Consider the following 14826-nt stretch of genomic DNA (forward strand, 5'->3'; position numbering starts at 1 on the left):
CAAAAATAACGTGTATATGGTAATATCTTAACAATCTTTCACATAATATAGCTTCAAGTACTCCACAAAAACTCCAAAATTGACTTCAATGCGAATGTAACCTGAACTTTTCACAACTGGTATTACTCTCAAGTAAATTATGGTATCTCAACTTTGTTCATCCTTAAAACTAACTAAGTTATGTTATCCAGTATTGGTTAGCCATCAAAAGCTAATTAATATAATAAAGAATTATAGGAGGGTTAATAAGTAATGCTAAAAAAGTATGCGCTTTCATTGTTGTTTTTCGTCCTTTTTATTTGTTTAGCCGCATGTTCAGAAGACGACGAATCCAGTGGATCAGGTGATAATGGCTCTGGTGGATCTGGTGGTTCCGGTGAAAATGTAGAGTTAACAATGTGGGTTTTCCCGGGAATGGGAATCGATGAACAAATCGAACGATACCAGGAAGAAAACGAAAATGTCACGATTAATATCCAAGAAGCAGAGTATGCCGATCACCATCAAAACTTGCTAACAGCTCTAGGTGCCGGTTCAGGTGCCCCAGATGTTGCAGTTGTTGAATCAGCTTATATAGAACAATTTAAAGTCAATCCTGATCAATTCCATAATTTAAATGACTACGGTGCAGAAGATATTAAAGATGATTTCCTAGAATGGAGATGGCGTGAAGCATCTTCTCCTGATGGCTCGTTCGTTTTAGGAATTCCAACAGATGTTGGTCCGATGGCAATGGCGTATCGAATGGATATTTTTGAAGAAGCTGGTTTACCAACCGATCCCGATGAGGTATCCAGTCAATTAAGCACATGGGAAGATTATATTGAGGCTGGTAGACAGATACAAGATGCTACCGGTGGATATATGTTTAATCATATCGCTGAAATTTACGGTGTTATTCGCGATCAAGGAGAAGAGCAATATTTTGATGAAGAGAACAATTTGATTATTGAAGAAAGCGAACAAATTGCTAAGGCATGGGAATTAGCTGTTGAAGCAATTGACATCCAACCAGGGATCGAAAGGGAATCCACTGAATATGGTGCTGCGTTAGCTCGAGGCGATTTTGCTACCGTCTTCTTACCACCGTGGATGCTGCAACGCATTAAAGATGATGCCCCAGACACAGAAGGGTTATGGAATGTCGCTCAAATTCCTGAGGCTTCCGGAAACTGGGGTGGCTCATTGCTGACAATTCCTGCCCAAAGTGATCACCCACAAGAAGCATATGACTTTATTTCCTGGCTAATGGCTCCAGAGCAACAATTGGAAATTTTCAAAAGCTATGGAAACTTTCCATCTACACCAGAATTGTATGATCATGAAGAAGTGCAAAACTATAATGATCCATTCTTTACCCGTGATGATTTAGGGGTAATGTTCGGTGAAGCTGCTGAACGTGTTGAATATGTTTACCGCTCACCAGACACTTCAACTGTTAACACAATTATCGATGATGCTCTTACATCAATACATGATGGTTCGGCATCTCCAGAAGAGGCGTGGAATAATGCCTTAGAAGAAATTGACAGGCAAATTTCACGTTAGCATTCATATAGAAGGATAAGAAGCTGGCAATTCGCTTCTTATCCTTCCCTTACTAGTTGATAAACAAAGGAGGTCAAAAAATGGTTGAGCATAATACCGTACACTCCGAAGCTGTCGATAATAAAACTAAGAAAAAGTATCGTCCTAAAATACATGATGCCCTATCAGGATACCTGTTTATATCACCCTTCTTTATCCTTTTTGCAATTTTTGGTGTTTATCCATTAATTTTTACGGCATACTTATCCCTTCACAAATGGAACGTGCTCGGTGAAAGAGAATTTATTGGGGTATCCAATTATCAAGCTCTGCTTACCAATGATCCTTTATTTTGGAAATCAGTAGGTAATACGTTTAGTATATGGGTTATTTCTACCGTTCCTCAATTAATTCTCGCATTAATATTAGCATTTATTTTAAATCAAGCCTTCTTAAAAGCAAAAGGCATCTTTCGACTAGCTGTCTTCATGCCTAATATTACGTCCGTTGTTGCTGTTGCTATTATTTTCTCCGCTATGTTTGGAACTAACTATGGTGTCATCAATTATGGCTTAACCTTATTTGGATTGGAGCCTTATGATTGGAAAGGGTCATATCTCGGAACACAACTGGCAATATCAGCTATGGTTATGTGGCGCTGGGTTGGATACAACACGATTATCTACTTAGCAGGACTTCAAGGAATCTCCAAAGATTTATATGAAGCGGCCACTATTGATGGTGCCAGTAAAACACAGCAATTTCTTTATTTAACCATTCCGTTAATGCGACCGATTATCCTATTTACCGTTATTTTATCAACAATTGGTGGTATGCAGATCTTTGCTGAGCCACTATTATTTGGGCGTGGTGCCAGTAATCAAGGATTAACCATGACGCTATATTTATATGAAGAAGCATTTACTCGCTTTTCCTTTGGATACGGTGCTGCTATCGCTTGGGTTTTATTTGTCATCATCATTTTATTCTCATTATTTAACATGTTCTTAACACAACGGATCAAGTCTTAGAAGGAGGGGATTCCAATTGAGAGAAGTAGGAGAAAAGAAAGTACCTAAGTTTTTCTTATACATTTTTTTAACCTTTGCATCCATTATCTCTATCTTTCCTTTTTACTGGATGTTCGTCATCGGCTCTAATACGAATTCAGAAGTAAATAAAATACCTCCAGCATTATTGCCAGGCCCGAATTTTGTAGAAAACATGCAAAAGGTATTTGAACGAATTGATTTCTTTGGCTCACTGTTAAATTCCTTCATCATATCTACAACCATCACGATTGCCGTTCTGTTCTTCTGTTCACTAGCAGGATTTGCATTTGCAAAAATAGATTTTAAATATAAAAATTTCTTTTTCATCTTTCTATTAGCTACCATGATGGTGCCACCACAACTTGGGTTAATTCCATCTTTTATGATTATTAGTGCCCTAGGATGGGTGGATCAACTACAAGCAGTTATTGTACCAGGTATGGTAAACGCATTTGGCGTATTCTTCATGCGTCAATATATTGCCAGCTCGATTCCGAATGATTTAATGGAGGCAGCTAAAATAGACGGTTGCGGTAACTTCCGTATTTACTGGAATATCGTTGTTCCCGCTATTAAACCCGCATTCGCAACACTTGGTATTATTACGTATATGAACTCTTGGAATGATTTCTTGTGGCCACTTGTAGTATTAAAGGATAAAAGTTCACATACAATACAAATTGCACTTAGAACATTGAACGATGCTTATACAACGGATTATCCGATGATTTTAGCGGGTACGTTTCTCGCGACGATTCCTATTTTAATAGTCTTCTTGATTTTTAATAAGCAATTTATAGCAGGTATAACGGAAGGTGCGGTAAAGAGTTAAGGGGAGGAATGAGCATTGGAGAAATTAAATTGGTTGGTAGTATGGTTATGGGAAATAATTAAAATTCAATGCTATTGTTATTTGTATATCCTTCGCGGAGGAGTGGTACTAGGGCTATTCCCTGCGATCACTGCTACTTATGCTTGTATTCGGCAGCTTTACATTCACAACAGTTATCAACCTCTTAAACAATCGATGAAAAAATACTACAAGGATAATTTTAAGGTTGCTAATCTAACAGGATGGCTACTATCCACCTTTAGTGTACTAGTTTATTTCAATTGGTATTATCTTCCCCAAGTGCCTAATACGATTGTTAAAATTCCGTTATACGGTGTTTTAACTACTTTTACACTAACCCTGATTATTTGCTGGATATATATACTACCAACCATTACTCATTTTAAAGCTGGAACATTCGAGTATTTTTACATAGCTGGCATGGTTGGCTTGAGCAACTTATCACACACTGTATTACAATTTCTCCTCATGATTATCCTTTATTTTCTGGCATTTCAGTTTGTCCAGATTAGTATTTTTACCTTTGTACCGATGTTAGCATTGATACAGCAGTATATTTGTCTATTTGTTTTTAATCGAACAACTAGTAATAAGGAAAGCAGCTATATTCCTTCATGAACGTAATACCCCTGTTTCCGTGAAAGAAACAGGGGTATTTTTCTAAAGGGTGAAATTTGCTGATCTTCTCGTAAAATCAACATCTTGGTAATACGTATTTTTAACCAAAATATTTGGGCCTAAGCATTTAACAGCCGGACAATGGCAGTTCAATGATTTTGCTGTTTTCGATTCCATCCAACGCTCATAAGAAGTTTGTAACGGGGTGTTTTGAATATTACCGAGCGAGGGTTCCTCGTCATCTCCAAAATCGGTCACAATCACTTCTCCAGAAAAAATATTAACATTAAGACGAGATCTCCCGTCCGGATCATTCCGTACCGTTACGTTTTTCTCCTTGTATAATCGTTTTAACAAAGCAAGCTCTTCTTCATTGCTGTTACATGGATAGAATGGCAATGTTCCAAATAACATCCAGATTGAATCGTCTCGATGATCGAGAAGCCGCTCAATCCCTTCTTGCATCTCTCTTAAATTGAGTGTTTCCAAGTTACTAGCAAAATCTACTGGGTACATCGGATGAATCTCATGACGAGCACACCCCATTTCCACAACATGATCGTGAATCGATTCTAAATAAGGAAACGTTCGTTTGTTCAACATTGTCTCCGCTGATACCATTACACCTTCTGCAGCAAGTCTTTGGGAATTTTCAACCATTCGTTCAAAATACTTTCTGCGATTGTCCTCACTTGGCTTCCGCTCCATATTCGCAAAGCCTGTTTCCGCAAATTCCTCGGGTGTTCCCCAATTATGTGATATATGTAGTACATCTAAATAAGGGATAATTGCTTCATACCGGGAATAAGGCAATGTTAAATTTGAATTTATTTGTGTTCGAACACCACGCTCATGTGCATAACGAAGCAACGGCACCACATATTCTCGCACTGATTTTTTAGACATCATTGGTTCTCCGCCAGTAATACTTAATGTGCGTAAGTGAGGGATTTCATCTAACCGTTGCTTTAATAAAGAAAAAGGCAATGCATCTGGATCTTTATCGCGCAACGTGTATCCTACAGCACAGTGTGCACACCGCATATTACACAAATGTGTGGTGGTAAATTCTATATTGGTTAACGTCATCTCCCCATATTGTTCAACGTCCATGTATGCTTCCCATGGATCATAATCTGGAGTTATCGGACGCTTCACTTCATTTACAAACGTCATAATCGTAAACTTCCTTTCTACTAACCTTCATGATCATTGTAACAAATATATAGACTTTTTTCTTTAGGCTAATAAGAAAAACCGGCAACCCCATCGTTCCTGTCCAAAATAGTTATTGAATAATAGGCGTAACAACCGCTGCGGCCGTCCACTTCCACTCCTACGGGATGATTTTCGACTAAGATCCACTTTGGCAAGCGCTCTTTGCTTACCAAAGTTAGCTTAGGCGAAAATCCCGTGGAAAGGGAAGTGGACAGCCGTAGCGATGGTTACCTGTACAAGCTATTTCAAAATGGCTACTCTGCTTACAAATGCGTTGATACCGCGGGTTATATACTTTCTTTACTTATAAAAAAACGCAGAGCGCCCCGTCCGATTAGAAACGTAGCGGCGAATCACAGTGAGTTTACAACCGACGATGACTTATCGTAGAGCAATTCGTGAAGTCGCCTAGTTTCTGGGCGCTTGCGTAGACAAATATCAAAATTTTATACTTTCTTGCCTAAGAACAAAGGAAGTTTAATTTACAGTTCAATAGTTAAATATATGGAGTAAAGGGGGTATCACCATGTCTCAATTCTTATTAATCGCAGCCATTCTTTTTATCATCATTCATTTAGTGTATTTTTTCCAAAATAAGACCTATAAGCAAAGTTATTTTAGTACCGCACTCTTTATGAAACTATTTTTTGTATTGTGTGGCGTTACATTTGGCTTTGCTCTGCTTTATTACGCTTTATCTTTTGAGGAAACAGTAATTGTGCAAGACTTATCGGCAGAAACTCCTGTTGAGCACAGCTTTAGCAATCTACTGTATTTTAGCGGTGTCACCATACTTTCTATTGGTTATGGAGACATGATTCCCGTTAATACTGCCAGGTTCTTTGCTTTATTGCAAGCAGCGATTGGTGTATTGTTGCCTACTGCTTATTTTATAAAGGTATTAGATCAATCTAGAGACGAATAATAGATGCTAAACTTGTAAAAAGCTCCACCCCTACAAATGACTGCCGCTTTTTCCACCATTAATAACCTAGTGCTACGCCATCACTCCTTGGGTCACTTCCGGCAAGTTTGATATTTTCATCATCTATTAAGATCGCTCCGGCATGCCCCATTATATCACTGTAGCTTTCTACTAACTCAATATTGTGGCCTTTTTTTCTTAACGCTGCTTGAACTGATGGATCGATTCTATTTTCTAATTTCAGTGTATTAGAACTAACTCCCCATGTTCTGCCGTATAACCATCTAGGAGCTTCAATAGCTTCTTGTACAGCATATTTGTAATCGATTATTCTAGTTACTAGGGCTGCTTGGGTCTGTGGTTGACCTTCGCCCCCCATCGTTCCATATACAAGGTATGGCCGATTGTTTTTAAACAGCATTGCTGGATTAAGCGTATGAAAGGTCCGTTTTTTAGGTTCTAATCGATTGATCGCTTCCTCATCCAGTGAGAAAAAGCTCCCCCTATTTTGCAGCAAAATTCCAGTCTCTGAAGGCACCACCGCAGCACCATATTCATGATAAATGCTTTGAATCATCGATACAGCATTTCCCCATTTATCTACTACACCAAACCACACCGTGTCTCCTCTTGGATCTAATAATGCGGTAAATGCTCCCGCTTCTTCTTTGTTCTCGATTATTTCAGCTAATTGTTGGCCATACTGTTTCGATAACAATTGATCAATAGGTGGCGTTGTATACTCCGGGTCCGTCACCCACTGATCTCTGTCCTCAAACGCTAGCTTTGTTGCTTCTACGATCAGGTGATAGTAGAAGGAATCTTCTTTGATTGCTGATAATTCAAATTGGTTTATCATATTTAAAATAGATAGTGAAGCAATCCCTTGTGTATTCGGTGGCAAATTATAAGCTTTATATCCACGGTAATCAACAGCGATTGGTTCCATCCAATCTGCGGTATGATTCGCTAGATCCTGTTTGGTAAGAACACCATGTTGACTTTGACACATTTCCACCATCTTAGCAGCAATATCCCCATGGTAAAACGAGTGCCCTTTATCCATTGCAATAGTTCTCAAAGTATTTGCTAAATCCTTTTGGTAAAAAAGCTGGCCAGCTCCTTTGCAATGCAATAAAGGCTCAATAAAGATACAATAAAAGTCATTATTTGTTCGTTCTTCGATACTAGCTTCTTTAGCCAAAAAGCTTTCTGCCATTTTTATTTGGCTATCAGTAATCGGAAAACCATTTTCAGCATACTCGATAGCATCTTCTAACAACTCTGACCAATTCATCGTCTGTTCCATATCTGATTCAGCATATTCATAAGCTTTCAGCCAACCTGATAATGCTCCAGGAACAGTATTCGCCGCTAAATATCCACGTTCCGGGATAGTGTCATAACCTAACTGGTGATAGTAGACTATATCAGCCATTTCCCCTGAGCGCCCACTGGCGTTTATCCCTTTTAACTCTTTCGTTTTAGCATTATAAAGCAACCAAAAATTATCCCCACCCAAGCCATTCATATGAGGATAGACAACCCCTAGCGTAGCAGCAATCGAAATAGCAGCATGTATTGCATTACCACCTTTTTGCAATATTTTCATACCTGCTTGGGAAGCTAAGTAATGCGGGGTAGTAACTGCCCCATTTGTAGCCATTACCGTTGGCCGATAAGCCTTCATATGATCACCTCTAATTAACTTTAGTAGTATTAACAAAAATATTATTTTCTTTTGTTAAATAAACAAATAATTATACTTAACAATAGTAACATTAATGTGTTAAGATAACAACAAACATAAAGAAGAAGGAGACAGCACAACGATGAAACACTTCCATATTTTTTGGGCATTTTTTAAAGTGGGTATTTTAGGCTATGGTGGCGGCCCCTCTTCCATACCACTTGTTCATAAAGAAGTGGTCGATTCCTATAAATGGATGGATGATGAAGAGTTTTCTGATATACTCGCAATCGGCAACACACTCCCGGGACCGATCGCAACAAAAATGGCTGGGTATATCGGGTACCGTGTCGCTGGATGGTTAGGTGCAATAAATGCTGTATTATCAACGATTATACCAACCATTATCGCTATGATCGTTTTACTCGTTTCATTAAGCAGTTTTAGTGAATTACCTTGGGTGATCGGCATGACACACGCAATTGTACCTGTTGTCGGTGTCATGCTCGCTATACTGACTTGGGATTTTGTCAAAAAAGGAACAAAAGATTTAGGTTGGAAGTTAAATGTAGCCTTGATTATCGGAAGTACTGTGTTGCTACAATTACTTAACTTTCACCCAGCAATTATTATCCTAGTATTATTGATAATTGCTCTTACGACAACACCAAAACAAGAAGGGAAGGAATAAATAACAATGATTTATTGGGAAATTTTTATTGCCTTCTTCATACCTGGAATCGTTGGTTATGGCGGAGGTCCCGCAAGTATTCCTTTAGTTCAAAATGAAGTAGTTAATCGCTATCAATGGTTAAGCCTTTCCGAATTTGGGGAGGTACTTGCTATTGGAAATGCGCTTCCAGGTCCAATAGCTACGAAGATGGCCGGATATATCGGTTATGAACAAGCAGGCATACTCGGCGCAAGTGTTGGGATTTTCGCAACAGTAGCACCTTCTCTTATTTTAATGATTATTTTACTTAGTATTTTATATAAGTTTAAAAGCTCACCTAAAGTAAAAAGAATGACAATGGTTATCCGCCCTACAATTGCAGTTCTACTAGGTATTTTAACCTTTCAATTCTTTTTCCAATCTTATGAGAACGAGGGAACATTACAAACCATATTATTAATCGGACTTAGCTGGCTTTTCTTAGTTCAATTCAAAGTCCATCCCGCATTTGTGATCATCGGAGCATTGGGATATGGCGCAATTTTTTTAGCATGACAGATTAAGCGCCCATTTTAAAGGGCGCTTTCTTATAATTTCATGCCTTTTCTATTCTTAAACCGACGTAATAGAATATGACTTTCCACTCTAGTGATACCTTCTAAACTATATAATTCTTCATTAATAAATGACTCCAACTTTTTGAAATCCTCTACCAACACATGCATATGCAATGTACTCGGTCCCGTCATTTGATAACAACTGGCAACACTTGGGTTATCTGCCAGATTTTGGGCTACCTCTACTAAGGAAGACGGCTCGCAATCCACTTCAAAAAAAGCAGACACTTGTTTACCTACTTTTTCAGAATTAATGACAGCACTGAATCCTTCGATAACCCCTTCCTCAATTAATTGATTTACCCTTTCGCGGACCGCTACTCTGGACAACCCTAACTCTTTACCGATATCTACATAAGACATACGGCCATTTCCCATTAATAATTCTAAGATTTTCTGATCCTTTTTATCCATTTTCACCTTGAGCACCCTTTCGCACAACTATATAGGTATAGCATGCTATTTGGTTAACAAAATGTCAAGAAAAGGTGATTTTTCTTTCGAAACGAAAAAAATATGCTAAAGGAGCTTATGAGAATCATAGCTTTTTTCTACACTTTCCGACCGCTTAGTTCTTGAAAAAATTGCTTCACAAACCTTATTAATCGTTTATCTTGTCCTTTAGCTGCCAAAAAAGATAAACCAACAGGAGCATTTCCCACCTCTAACCAAGGAGTACTAATTTGCGGGAGTCCATTTAACCCAGCAATACTTGTCATCATCAATAGTTTTTGCCTGTGCGTTAGTAAAGCTTCATCAGCTGTTTTTAGCAATGGTGCCACATTTGGTGATGTCGGTATCACCATAATGGAATCTTTTCCTAATTTCTCTTTTATATTTTTATTTATCTTTTCTTTATATTGTTTAGCCTCTTCTACTTGTTCTTTTGTAATTGTTTTTGCCCATTGGAATCTTTCATAAATTCCTGGACCGAATTGTGGTTGAACATCACGAATCCAGTCTCCATGATTCCTCCAAATCTCAAATCCTTGTAAGATTCGAAAAGTTTCCATCCAAGCCTGTAACCCTTCATCAGATATTAACAATTCCTCCCTGCTTAAATGTGGTAGATCAACCTTTTCTTTTGACTCTTGTATCGGTATTTCTACCATATCCCATACTTCCCTCGGGAATATCATTGTTGTAAAATTTTCTGAGTGATGACTAGGTTGCTCAAGTAAAACTTCAGCTACATCCGAAATGATCTCAATATCGTTAGCCATAACCCCAACTGTGTCAAAACTCTCAGCAAGTGGTATAACACCATTAATGGATATTGCATTATGAGAAGGTCGAAAACCGTATATTCCACAATAGCTCGCTGGAATTCGAACACTACCACCAGTATCAGTTCCTATTGAAAAGTCTACTAATCCAGCAGCTACTGCTACAGCTGATCCACTAGAAGACCCACCTGGAATTCTTTCAACTGCACGAGGATTAACTGGTGTACCATAAAAATAGTTTTTTCCGTCCAAGCTATACATTAATTCATCTGTATGAGTTTTCCCTATTAATTCCGCACCATTTAGCAGTAATTTTTTTACAACAGTAGCAGTCGAATGAGCAGGCAAATGAGTTCTTTTCCAATCAGGATTACCTGCACTAGCTATATGTCCTTCTATTTCAAAAACATCTTTAACAGCATAGGTATAGGAATTCAATTTCCCTTTATGGATTGGAGGTAGTTTACAATTTGCATCGATCAAAGCATTCCATTTATCCTCCATTTCTGTCCCCCCATTTCAATTATTTGCTTTACTATATCTTTTCATCAAACCACATGTCAATATAGTTAACGTTAATTGTAATTTTTCACAAAAAATCACATGTATTTCAGAAAAATTCATAACCAAAAAAGGGGTGAAATGCAAAATCAGTTGTTATACTCACGAAATACGTAATATATTCTTACAAATAAGAATCATGTTAGAGATGTATTTTGTATAATAAGGAATGACTACCATTAATTGAGTCAAAAGAAAAACAAGAACGAAGGTGGGATAACCATTGCATTTAACAATCAAAGAAGCTTTAACTGCTTACCCATTTTCTCAATCTCGATTAGTAGCAGGAGAAAATATAACACAACGGTCGATAAAAGCGGTAAACATCATAGATGCTCCTGATATACAAAATTGGGTAAAAGAAGGAGAATTGTTGCTAACAACAGCCTATATTTTACAAGATAATATGGAAAAGGCCATCCAATTGATCAAACAACTAGATAAGAAACGGTGTGCCGGTTTGGCAATTAAATTAGGAAGGTATTGGAAAGAAATCCCTCAAACCATTATCGATACTGCTAACCAATTAGACTTTCCTATATTTGAGTTACCATATTCCTATACCTTTTCAGACCAAATAAAAGCCCTATACAATAAAGCAGATCAACAAAAGGAGATGTCGTTAAGAAAAAAATTATTAAGTCAAAAAGAATTACTCATGCTTCAATATCATTATAAAGATATTGATCAATACTTAATGATTGTAGCAATATTTATCAAGTACCCTTTTGTTATTTTTACAACTGATTCAGAAATTCTCTATAATAAAACGAACCTATCAGCCAACGAAATCTTTAAAAATTGGTTTGCACACAACCATCAACAAAAAGTTAATCAGCAAATCAATCATATTGAATTGAAGCATAGTGAGATGAAGTATGGGGACTTAATTATCATAAATGAAAACGGAGAAGATATTATAGAAGAAGACGTCATACTTTTTGGGCAAATTGGAGAAATATTGACTGACTATTTATCCAAGGTATACACTTCTCATCCAGAATCAATACAAGAACAGACATCAAGTATATTGTTAAAACGTTATTTAGACGATGAAATTACTACTGAATATTTAAAGTCACACTTGTCCCAAGAAGAAAACAAACTATTACAAATGCCATATTGGATAATATTAATCGATCATCACGCTGAACTTAGTCCAAGAGACATTGCATCTTATCGAACGGAGTTAGAAGTCCATCCTCATTTTAAACCATATAAAATTAAGCACTTAACCTGGAATGAATATCTAGTTTCCATTATTTTTGATAGTGCTTCTGAAAGTAGAGTATTTCAAAAAACTAATTTATTCTTACCCGTATTCGATGAAATACTTAAAAGAATCAGTATCAAACAAAACATAAAGTTAGTTGTTAGTAAACAGCACAATCACTTAAACAGTTTTTCAACAGCAATAAATGAATGTCTCTACGCAAAAGAATTAGCCAAAGATTTGCAGTATAACAACCATGTAATTATTGCTGAGGATTTGGATTTCTTTAGCCTATATCGGCATATTCCAGATCCATTAATGGAGACCTTCTACAAACGAATATTTGAAATATTTCTGCATGATAGTACGAATTTTAAAAAAGATATGTTGGTGACACTAGAAGCATATTTAGAATGTAACGGCAATATCAAAGAAGTAGCGCACAGACTATTTGTTCACCGTAATACTGTGATATACCGACTAGACAAAGTTAGTGCCCTTCTTAAAATTAACTTGAAAAACATCGATGACCTGCTACGAATTAAAATGGCCTTTACCTTTTTACAAATTAAGAACATCAGACAGCATATCTCCTAAGTATTTATCGTTATTTTACTGCAACCTTTTCACTACTACTAACGTCTAACATTTGTAACAAAAAAATCCTTGGAAAGGAATGGTTTTGATGCAAATGTTGGGTAAAGCTTTACTAACATCATGTGTTCTCATTATTGGATTTTTTCTTTTTACTTCAGACGTCGATGCTTCAGAGCAAACTACTCCTCAAATCAAAGAGGATATTATTAGTGTCCAATCAACTAACTACATCAAAGAAGGAAATTCTTCCATAAGAAAATTAGATTCGAAAAGAATAGGGAGCAATTGTGATACATCTAGCTATTCATCTGTTCAGAAGATTACTTGCACGATTAACCTACAAGTCAAAAATAAATCAACGGGGCAATGGGTAAATACCGGGAATAGTAAAAGATTTGTTGACAATTCCAGTTCCTATGTTAGCGGGAGTGTCCATTTTACAATCGTGAAGGGCTATGAATATCGCATTCGCACCGTCCACTCCATTACGCATAATAGTAGCTATGAAAGCTTAATCTCCATAACACCGGGATTAAAATTTTAAAAAAGTAATTAGTATGACAAACTGATTTTTGATTTAGAGACAAAAAAAGAGTTTCGTATATTTTGATACGAAACTCTTTTTAACTTTCTTCAGACAAGAAAACTGCCACTTCAACAGGTACTTTTGTAAGTGGCGGGAGTTCAATAATCTATAGATTCGGCAACTTTAATAAGTTGTTGTTTATTTTCCGAGCCTTCTAGGAGCCAGTTCGTTTTTGGCGTGCTCCATATGATTTGTATATGGCCATCCATAAATTCTATCAAACGTGCCTCTCCACCATCTAGTTCGATTGTGTTAATTTCTGTGTCCTCATTATCAACTACTTTAGAAGCAGAGAAATCATCAGGTTGATACGTTTGATATAGCGTTATGACATCGTTATCGTTCAGATTATTTACATATTCAAGCTGAACCTTTTTAGCTGACACCTCTTCATAAAACACAGTAACTGATTCTAATTGATAACTGTCAGGTAAATAAGAGGGAGCAAAAATATTAAAATCTGTTTCGTCTTGCGCCTCTTCGAATGTCATCTCCTTACTTTCTTCTGGGACTGCGTTTGTTGTTATGTTATCAAAATCAGGAAGAGCATCCGTTGATGGTTCCTTTTCATTTGTTGTTTGGGTTATTTGTGTCTTATCGCCTTCTGTTGTGACAAACATGTTGACAAACCAATCAAAAGCTTGCATTTGATTAGTTTGAACAAAAGCAGAGCCAATCACGATAACTGTAATCATCGCTACCGCCAACAAACTTTTCTTCGAGATCTTCTTCTGATGTTGATTAGTTTGCGATATTTCACTTATGATTGTCTCCCAATTTTCATCCTTGGAATGTGGAGCATCTTCTACTTGCTGGTAATCCTCGTTAAGCCATTCCTTCCAGTTCTGTTCTTCATTCATCTTTATTCACCACCAATCCATTGCCGTTTTGGATCACGTTGTACTTTCTCTTTTACCTTATTCCTTGCACGATGAAGTCTTGTTTTTACAGTAGATTCATTTATATGTAATGAATCTGCAATTTCCTTAATGGATAAGTCATGGATATATCTTAACAAAATGATTTCTCGGTATTCTGCTTTTATCTCCTTTAATGATTCCAACAGTTCTTCTTTTACTAAATTATTCTCTACAATATGTGAGGTGTCCAAACCTTTTTCTTTCATATTTCTTTCTTGTACCGTTATATCTTCTGTTAGCACTTCGCGTGCTCCTTTTCGTTTCCTTAATACATCAATGGCAGTTCTTGTAGCAATAGTGGAAAGCCAGGCACCCATCCGTTCTCTATCTTCCAAGCGGTGCATATGTTTATAAGCTTTCACAAAAGTTTCTTGTAAAGCATCTTGAGCTAAATGGCTATCTTTTGTAATAAAATAGACATCACGGTAAACTCTCGAATAAAACATATCATATACTAGACGGAATTCCTCATGTGTAGGTTCCGATTTTTTAAATATTTTTTTCAGCATCCTGTTTACACCTTCTTCCATCAATCATACAAATTATAACA

At 36.9% G+C, this 14826-nt stretch carries 15 protein-coding genes; 9 read left to right on the forward strand and 6 right to left on the reverse strand.

All coding sequences use genetic code 11. The features are described from left to right. Window positions 1-252 precede the first annotated feature (252 nt). From D569_RS0109225 to D569_RS0109240, 4 genes are all read left to right on the forward strand, one after another. Entirely contained in the window at window positions 253-1548 is a 1296-nt protein-coding gene (locus D569_RS0109225) for an ABC transporter substrate-binding protein (RefSeq protein WP_018932129.1), read from the forward strand. Between the two features lie 80 nt (window positions 1549-1628). Next, complete coding sequence (locus D569_RS0109230; protein WP_018932130.1) at window positions 1629-2558, forward strand: carbohydrate ABC transporter permease; 930 nt, start codon at window positions 1629-1631, stop codon at window positions 2556-2558. 16 nt (window positions 2559-2574) lie between these two features. Next, a complete protein-coding gene (locus D569_RS0109235) occupies window positions 2575-3411 on the forward strand; it encodes a carbohydrate ABC transporter permease (RefSeq protein WP_018932131.1) in 837 nt (278 codons plus the stop codon). A gap of 15 nt (window positions 3412-3426) precedes the next feature. Continuing rightward, on the forward strand, window positions 3427-4050 hold the full coding sequence (locus D569_RS0109240; RefSeq protein WP_018932132.1) for a YesL family protein: 624 nt from the start codon (window positions 3427-3429) through the stop codon (window positions 4048-4050). Window positions 4051-4092: 42 nt separating this feature from the next. Here D569_RS0109240 and yfkAB read toward each other — a convergent pair whose 3' ends face one another. Then, the gene (gene yfkAB, locus D569_RS0109245) at window positions 4093-5226 is read right to left on the reverse strand and encodes a radical SAM/CxCxxxxC motif protein YfkAB (protein ID WP_018932133.1); all 1134 of its coding nucleotides are present in this window, start codon (window positions 5224-5226) and stop codon (window positions 4093-4095) included. 568 nt (window positions 5227-5794) lie between these two features. Between yfkAB and D569_RS0109250 the strand changes: the two genes are divergently transcribed. Further along, window positions 5795-6193, forward strand: a complete 399-nt coding sequence (locus D569_RS0109250) for a potassium channel family protein (RefSeq protein WP_018932134.1) — start codon at window positions 5795-5797, stop codon at window positions 6191-6193. Window positions 6194-6251: 58 nt separating this feature from the next. Here D569_RS0109250 and ggt read toward each other — a convergent pair whose 3' ends face one another. Further along, entirely contained in the window at window positions 6252-7883 is a 1632-nt protein-coding gene (gene ggt / locus D569_RS0109255) for a gamma-glutamyltransferase (protein WP_018932135.1), read from the reverse strand. Window positions 7884-8025: 142 nt separating this feature from the next. Between ggt and D569_RS0109260 the strand changes: the two genes are divergently transcribed. Next, the gene (locus D569_RS0109260; RefSeq protein ID WP_018932136.1) at window positions 8026-8574 is read left to right on the forward strand and encodes a chromate transporter; all 549 of its coding nucleotides are present in this window, start codon (window positions 8026-8028) and stop codon (window positions 8572-8574) included. 6 nt (window positions 8575-8580) lie between these two features. After that, complete coding sequence (locus D569_RS0109265; RefSeq protein WP_018932137.1) at window positions 8581-9111, forward strand: chromate transporter; 531 nt, start codon at window positions 8581-8583, stop codon at window positions 9109-9111. A 32-nt stretch (window positions 9112-9143) separates the two neighbouring features. On the opposite strand, the gene D569_RS0109270 is transcribed toward D569_RS0109265, so the two are convergent. Both D569_RS0109270 and D569_RS0109275 read right to left on the reverse strand, forming a co-directional pair. Further along, window positions 9144-9593: an Lrp/AsnC family transcriptional regulator gene (locus tag D569_RS0109270; protein ID WP_018932138.1), complete on the reverse strand. Its 450-nt coding sequence runs from the start codon at window positions 9591-9593 to the stop codon at window positions 9144-9146. Window positions 9594-9724: 131 nt separating this feature from the next. Continuing rightward, window positions 9725-10903: an amidase gene (locus tag D569_RS0109275; RefSeq protein WP_018932139.1), complete on the reverse strand. Its 1179-nt coding sequence runs from the start codon at window positions 10901-10903 to the stop codon at window positions 9725-9727. Between the two features lie 280 nt (window positions 10904-11183). Between D569_RS0109275 and D569_RS0109280 the strand changes: the two genes are divergently transcribed. Together D569_RS0109280 and D569_RS0109285 are read left to right on the forward strand one after the other, a co-directional pair. Beyond that, window positions 11184-12770 carry a PucR family transcriptional regulator gene (locus D569_RS0109280; protein ID WP_018932140.1) on the forward strand — a complete coding sequence of 529 codons (1587 nt, stop codon included), beginning with the start codon at window positions 11184-11186 and terminating at the stop codon, window positions 12768-12770. An 88-nt stretch (window positions 12771-12858) separates the two neighbouring features. After that, window positions 12859-13314 carry a DUF6147 family protein gene (locus tag D569_RS0109285; RefSeq protein ID WP_018932141.1) on the forward strand — a complete coding sequence of 152 codons (456 nt, stop codon included), beginning with the start codon at window positions 12859-12861 and terminating at the stop codon, window positions 13312-13314. A 140-nt stretch (window positions 13315-13454) separates the two neighbouring features. Here D569_RS0109285 and D569_RS0109290 read toward each other — a convergent pair whose 3' ends face one another. After that, entirely contained in the window at window positions 13455-14216 is a 762-nt protein-coding gene (locus D569_RS0109290; protein ID WP_018932142.1) for a DUF4367 domain-containing protein, read from the reverse strand. Window positions 14217-14218: 2 nt separating this feature from the next. Continuing rightward, window positions 14219-14785, reverse strand: coding sequence for an RNA polymerase sigma factor (locus D569_RS0109295; protein WP_018932143.1), 567 nt, complete (start codon window positions 14783-14785; stop codon window positions 14219-14221). Window positions 14786-14826: the final 41 nt, after the last annotated feature.

It is taken from the genome of Gracilibacillus lacisalsi DSM 19029, assembly GCF_000377765.1.
In the GTDB taxonomy this organism is placed as follows: domain Bacteria; phylum Bacillota; class Bacilli; order Bacillales; family Amphibacillaceae; genus Gracilibacillus; species Gracilibacillus lacisalsi.

Excerpts from the sequence above, each read along its gene's own strand:
- D569_RS0109275 (WP_018932139.1), bottom strand. The coding sequence starts at position 10,903 with ATGGAGGATAAATGGAATGCTTTGATCGATGCAAATTGTAAACTACCT.
- D569_RS0109230 (WP_018932130.1), top strand. The coding sequence starts at position 1,629 with ATGGTTGAGCATAATACCGTACACTCCGAAGCTGTCGATAATAAAACT.
- D569_RS0109295 (WP_018932143.1), bottom strand. The coding sequence starts at position 14,785 with ATGCTGAAAAAAATATTTAAAAAATCGGAACCTACACATGAGGAATTC.
- D569_RS0109290 (WP_018932142.1), bottom strand. The coding sequence starts at position 14,216 with ATGAATGAAGAACAGAACTGGAAGGAATGGCTTAACGAGGATTACCAG.
- D569_RS0109225 (WP_018932129.1), top strand. The coding sequence starts at position 253 with ATGCTAAAAAAGTATGCGCTTTCATTGTTGTTTTTCGTCCTTTTTATT.
- D569_RS0109265 (WP_018932137.1), top strand. The coding sequence starts at position 8,581 with ATGATTTATTGGGAAATTTTTATTGCCTTCTTCATACCTGGAATCGTT.
- D569_RS0109250 (WP_018932134.1), top strand. The coding sequence starts at position 5,795 with ATGTCTCAATTCTTATTAATCGCAGCCATTCTTTTTATCATCATTCAT.
- D569_RS0109285 (WP_018932141.1), top strand. The coding sequence starts at position 12,859 with ATGCAAATGTTGGGTAAAGCTTTACTAACATCATGTGTTCTCATTATT.
- D569_RS0109260 (WP_018932136.1), top strand. The coding sequence starts at position 8,026 with ATGAAACACTTCCATATTTTTTGGGCATTTTTTAAAGTGGGTATTTTA.
- yfkAB (WP_018932133.1), bottom strand. The coding sequence starts at position 5,226 with ATGACGTTTGTAAATGAAGTGAAGCGTCCGATAACTCCAGATTATGAT.
- ggt (WP_018932135.1), bottom strand. The coding sequence starts at position 7,883 with ATGAAGGCTTATCGGCCAACGGTAATGGCTACAAATGGGGCAGTTACT.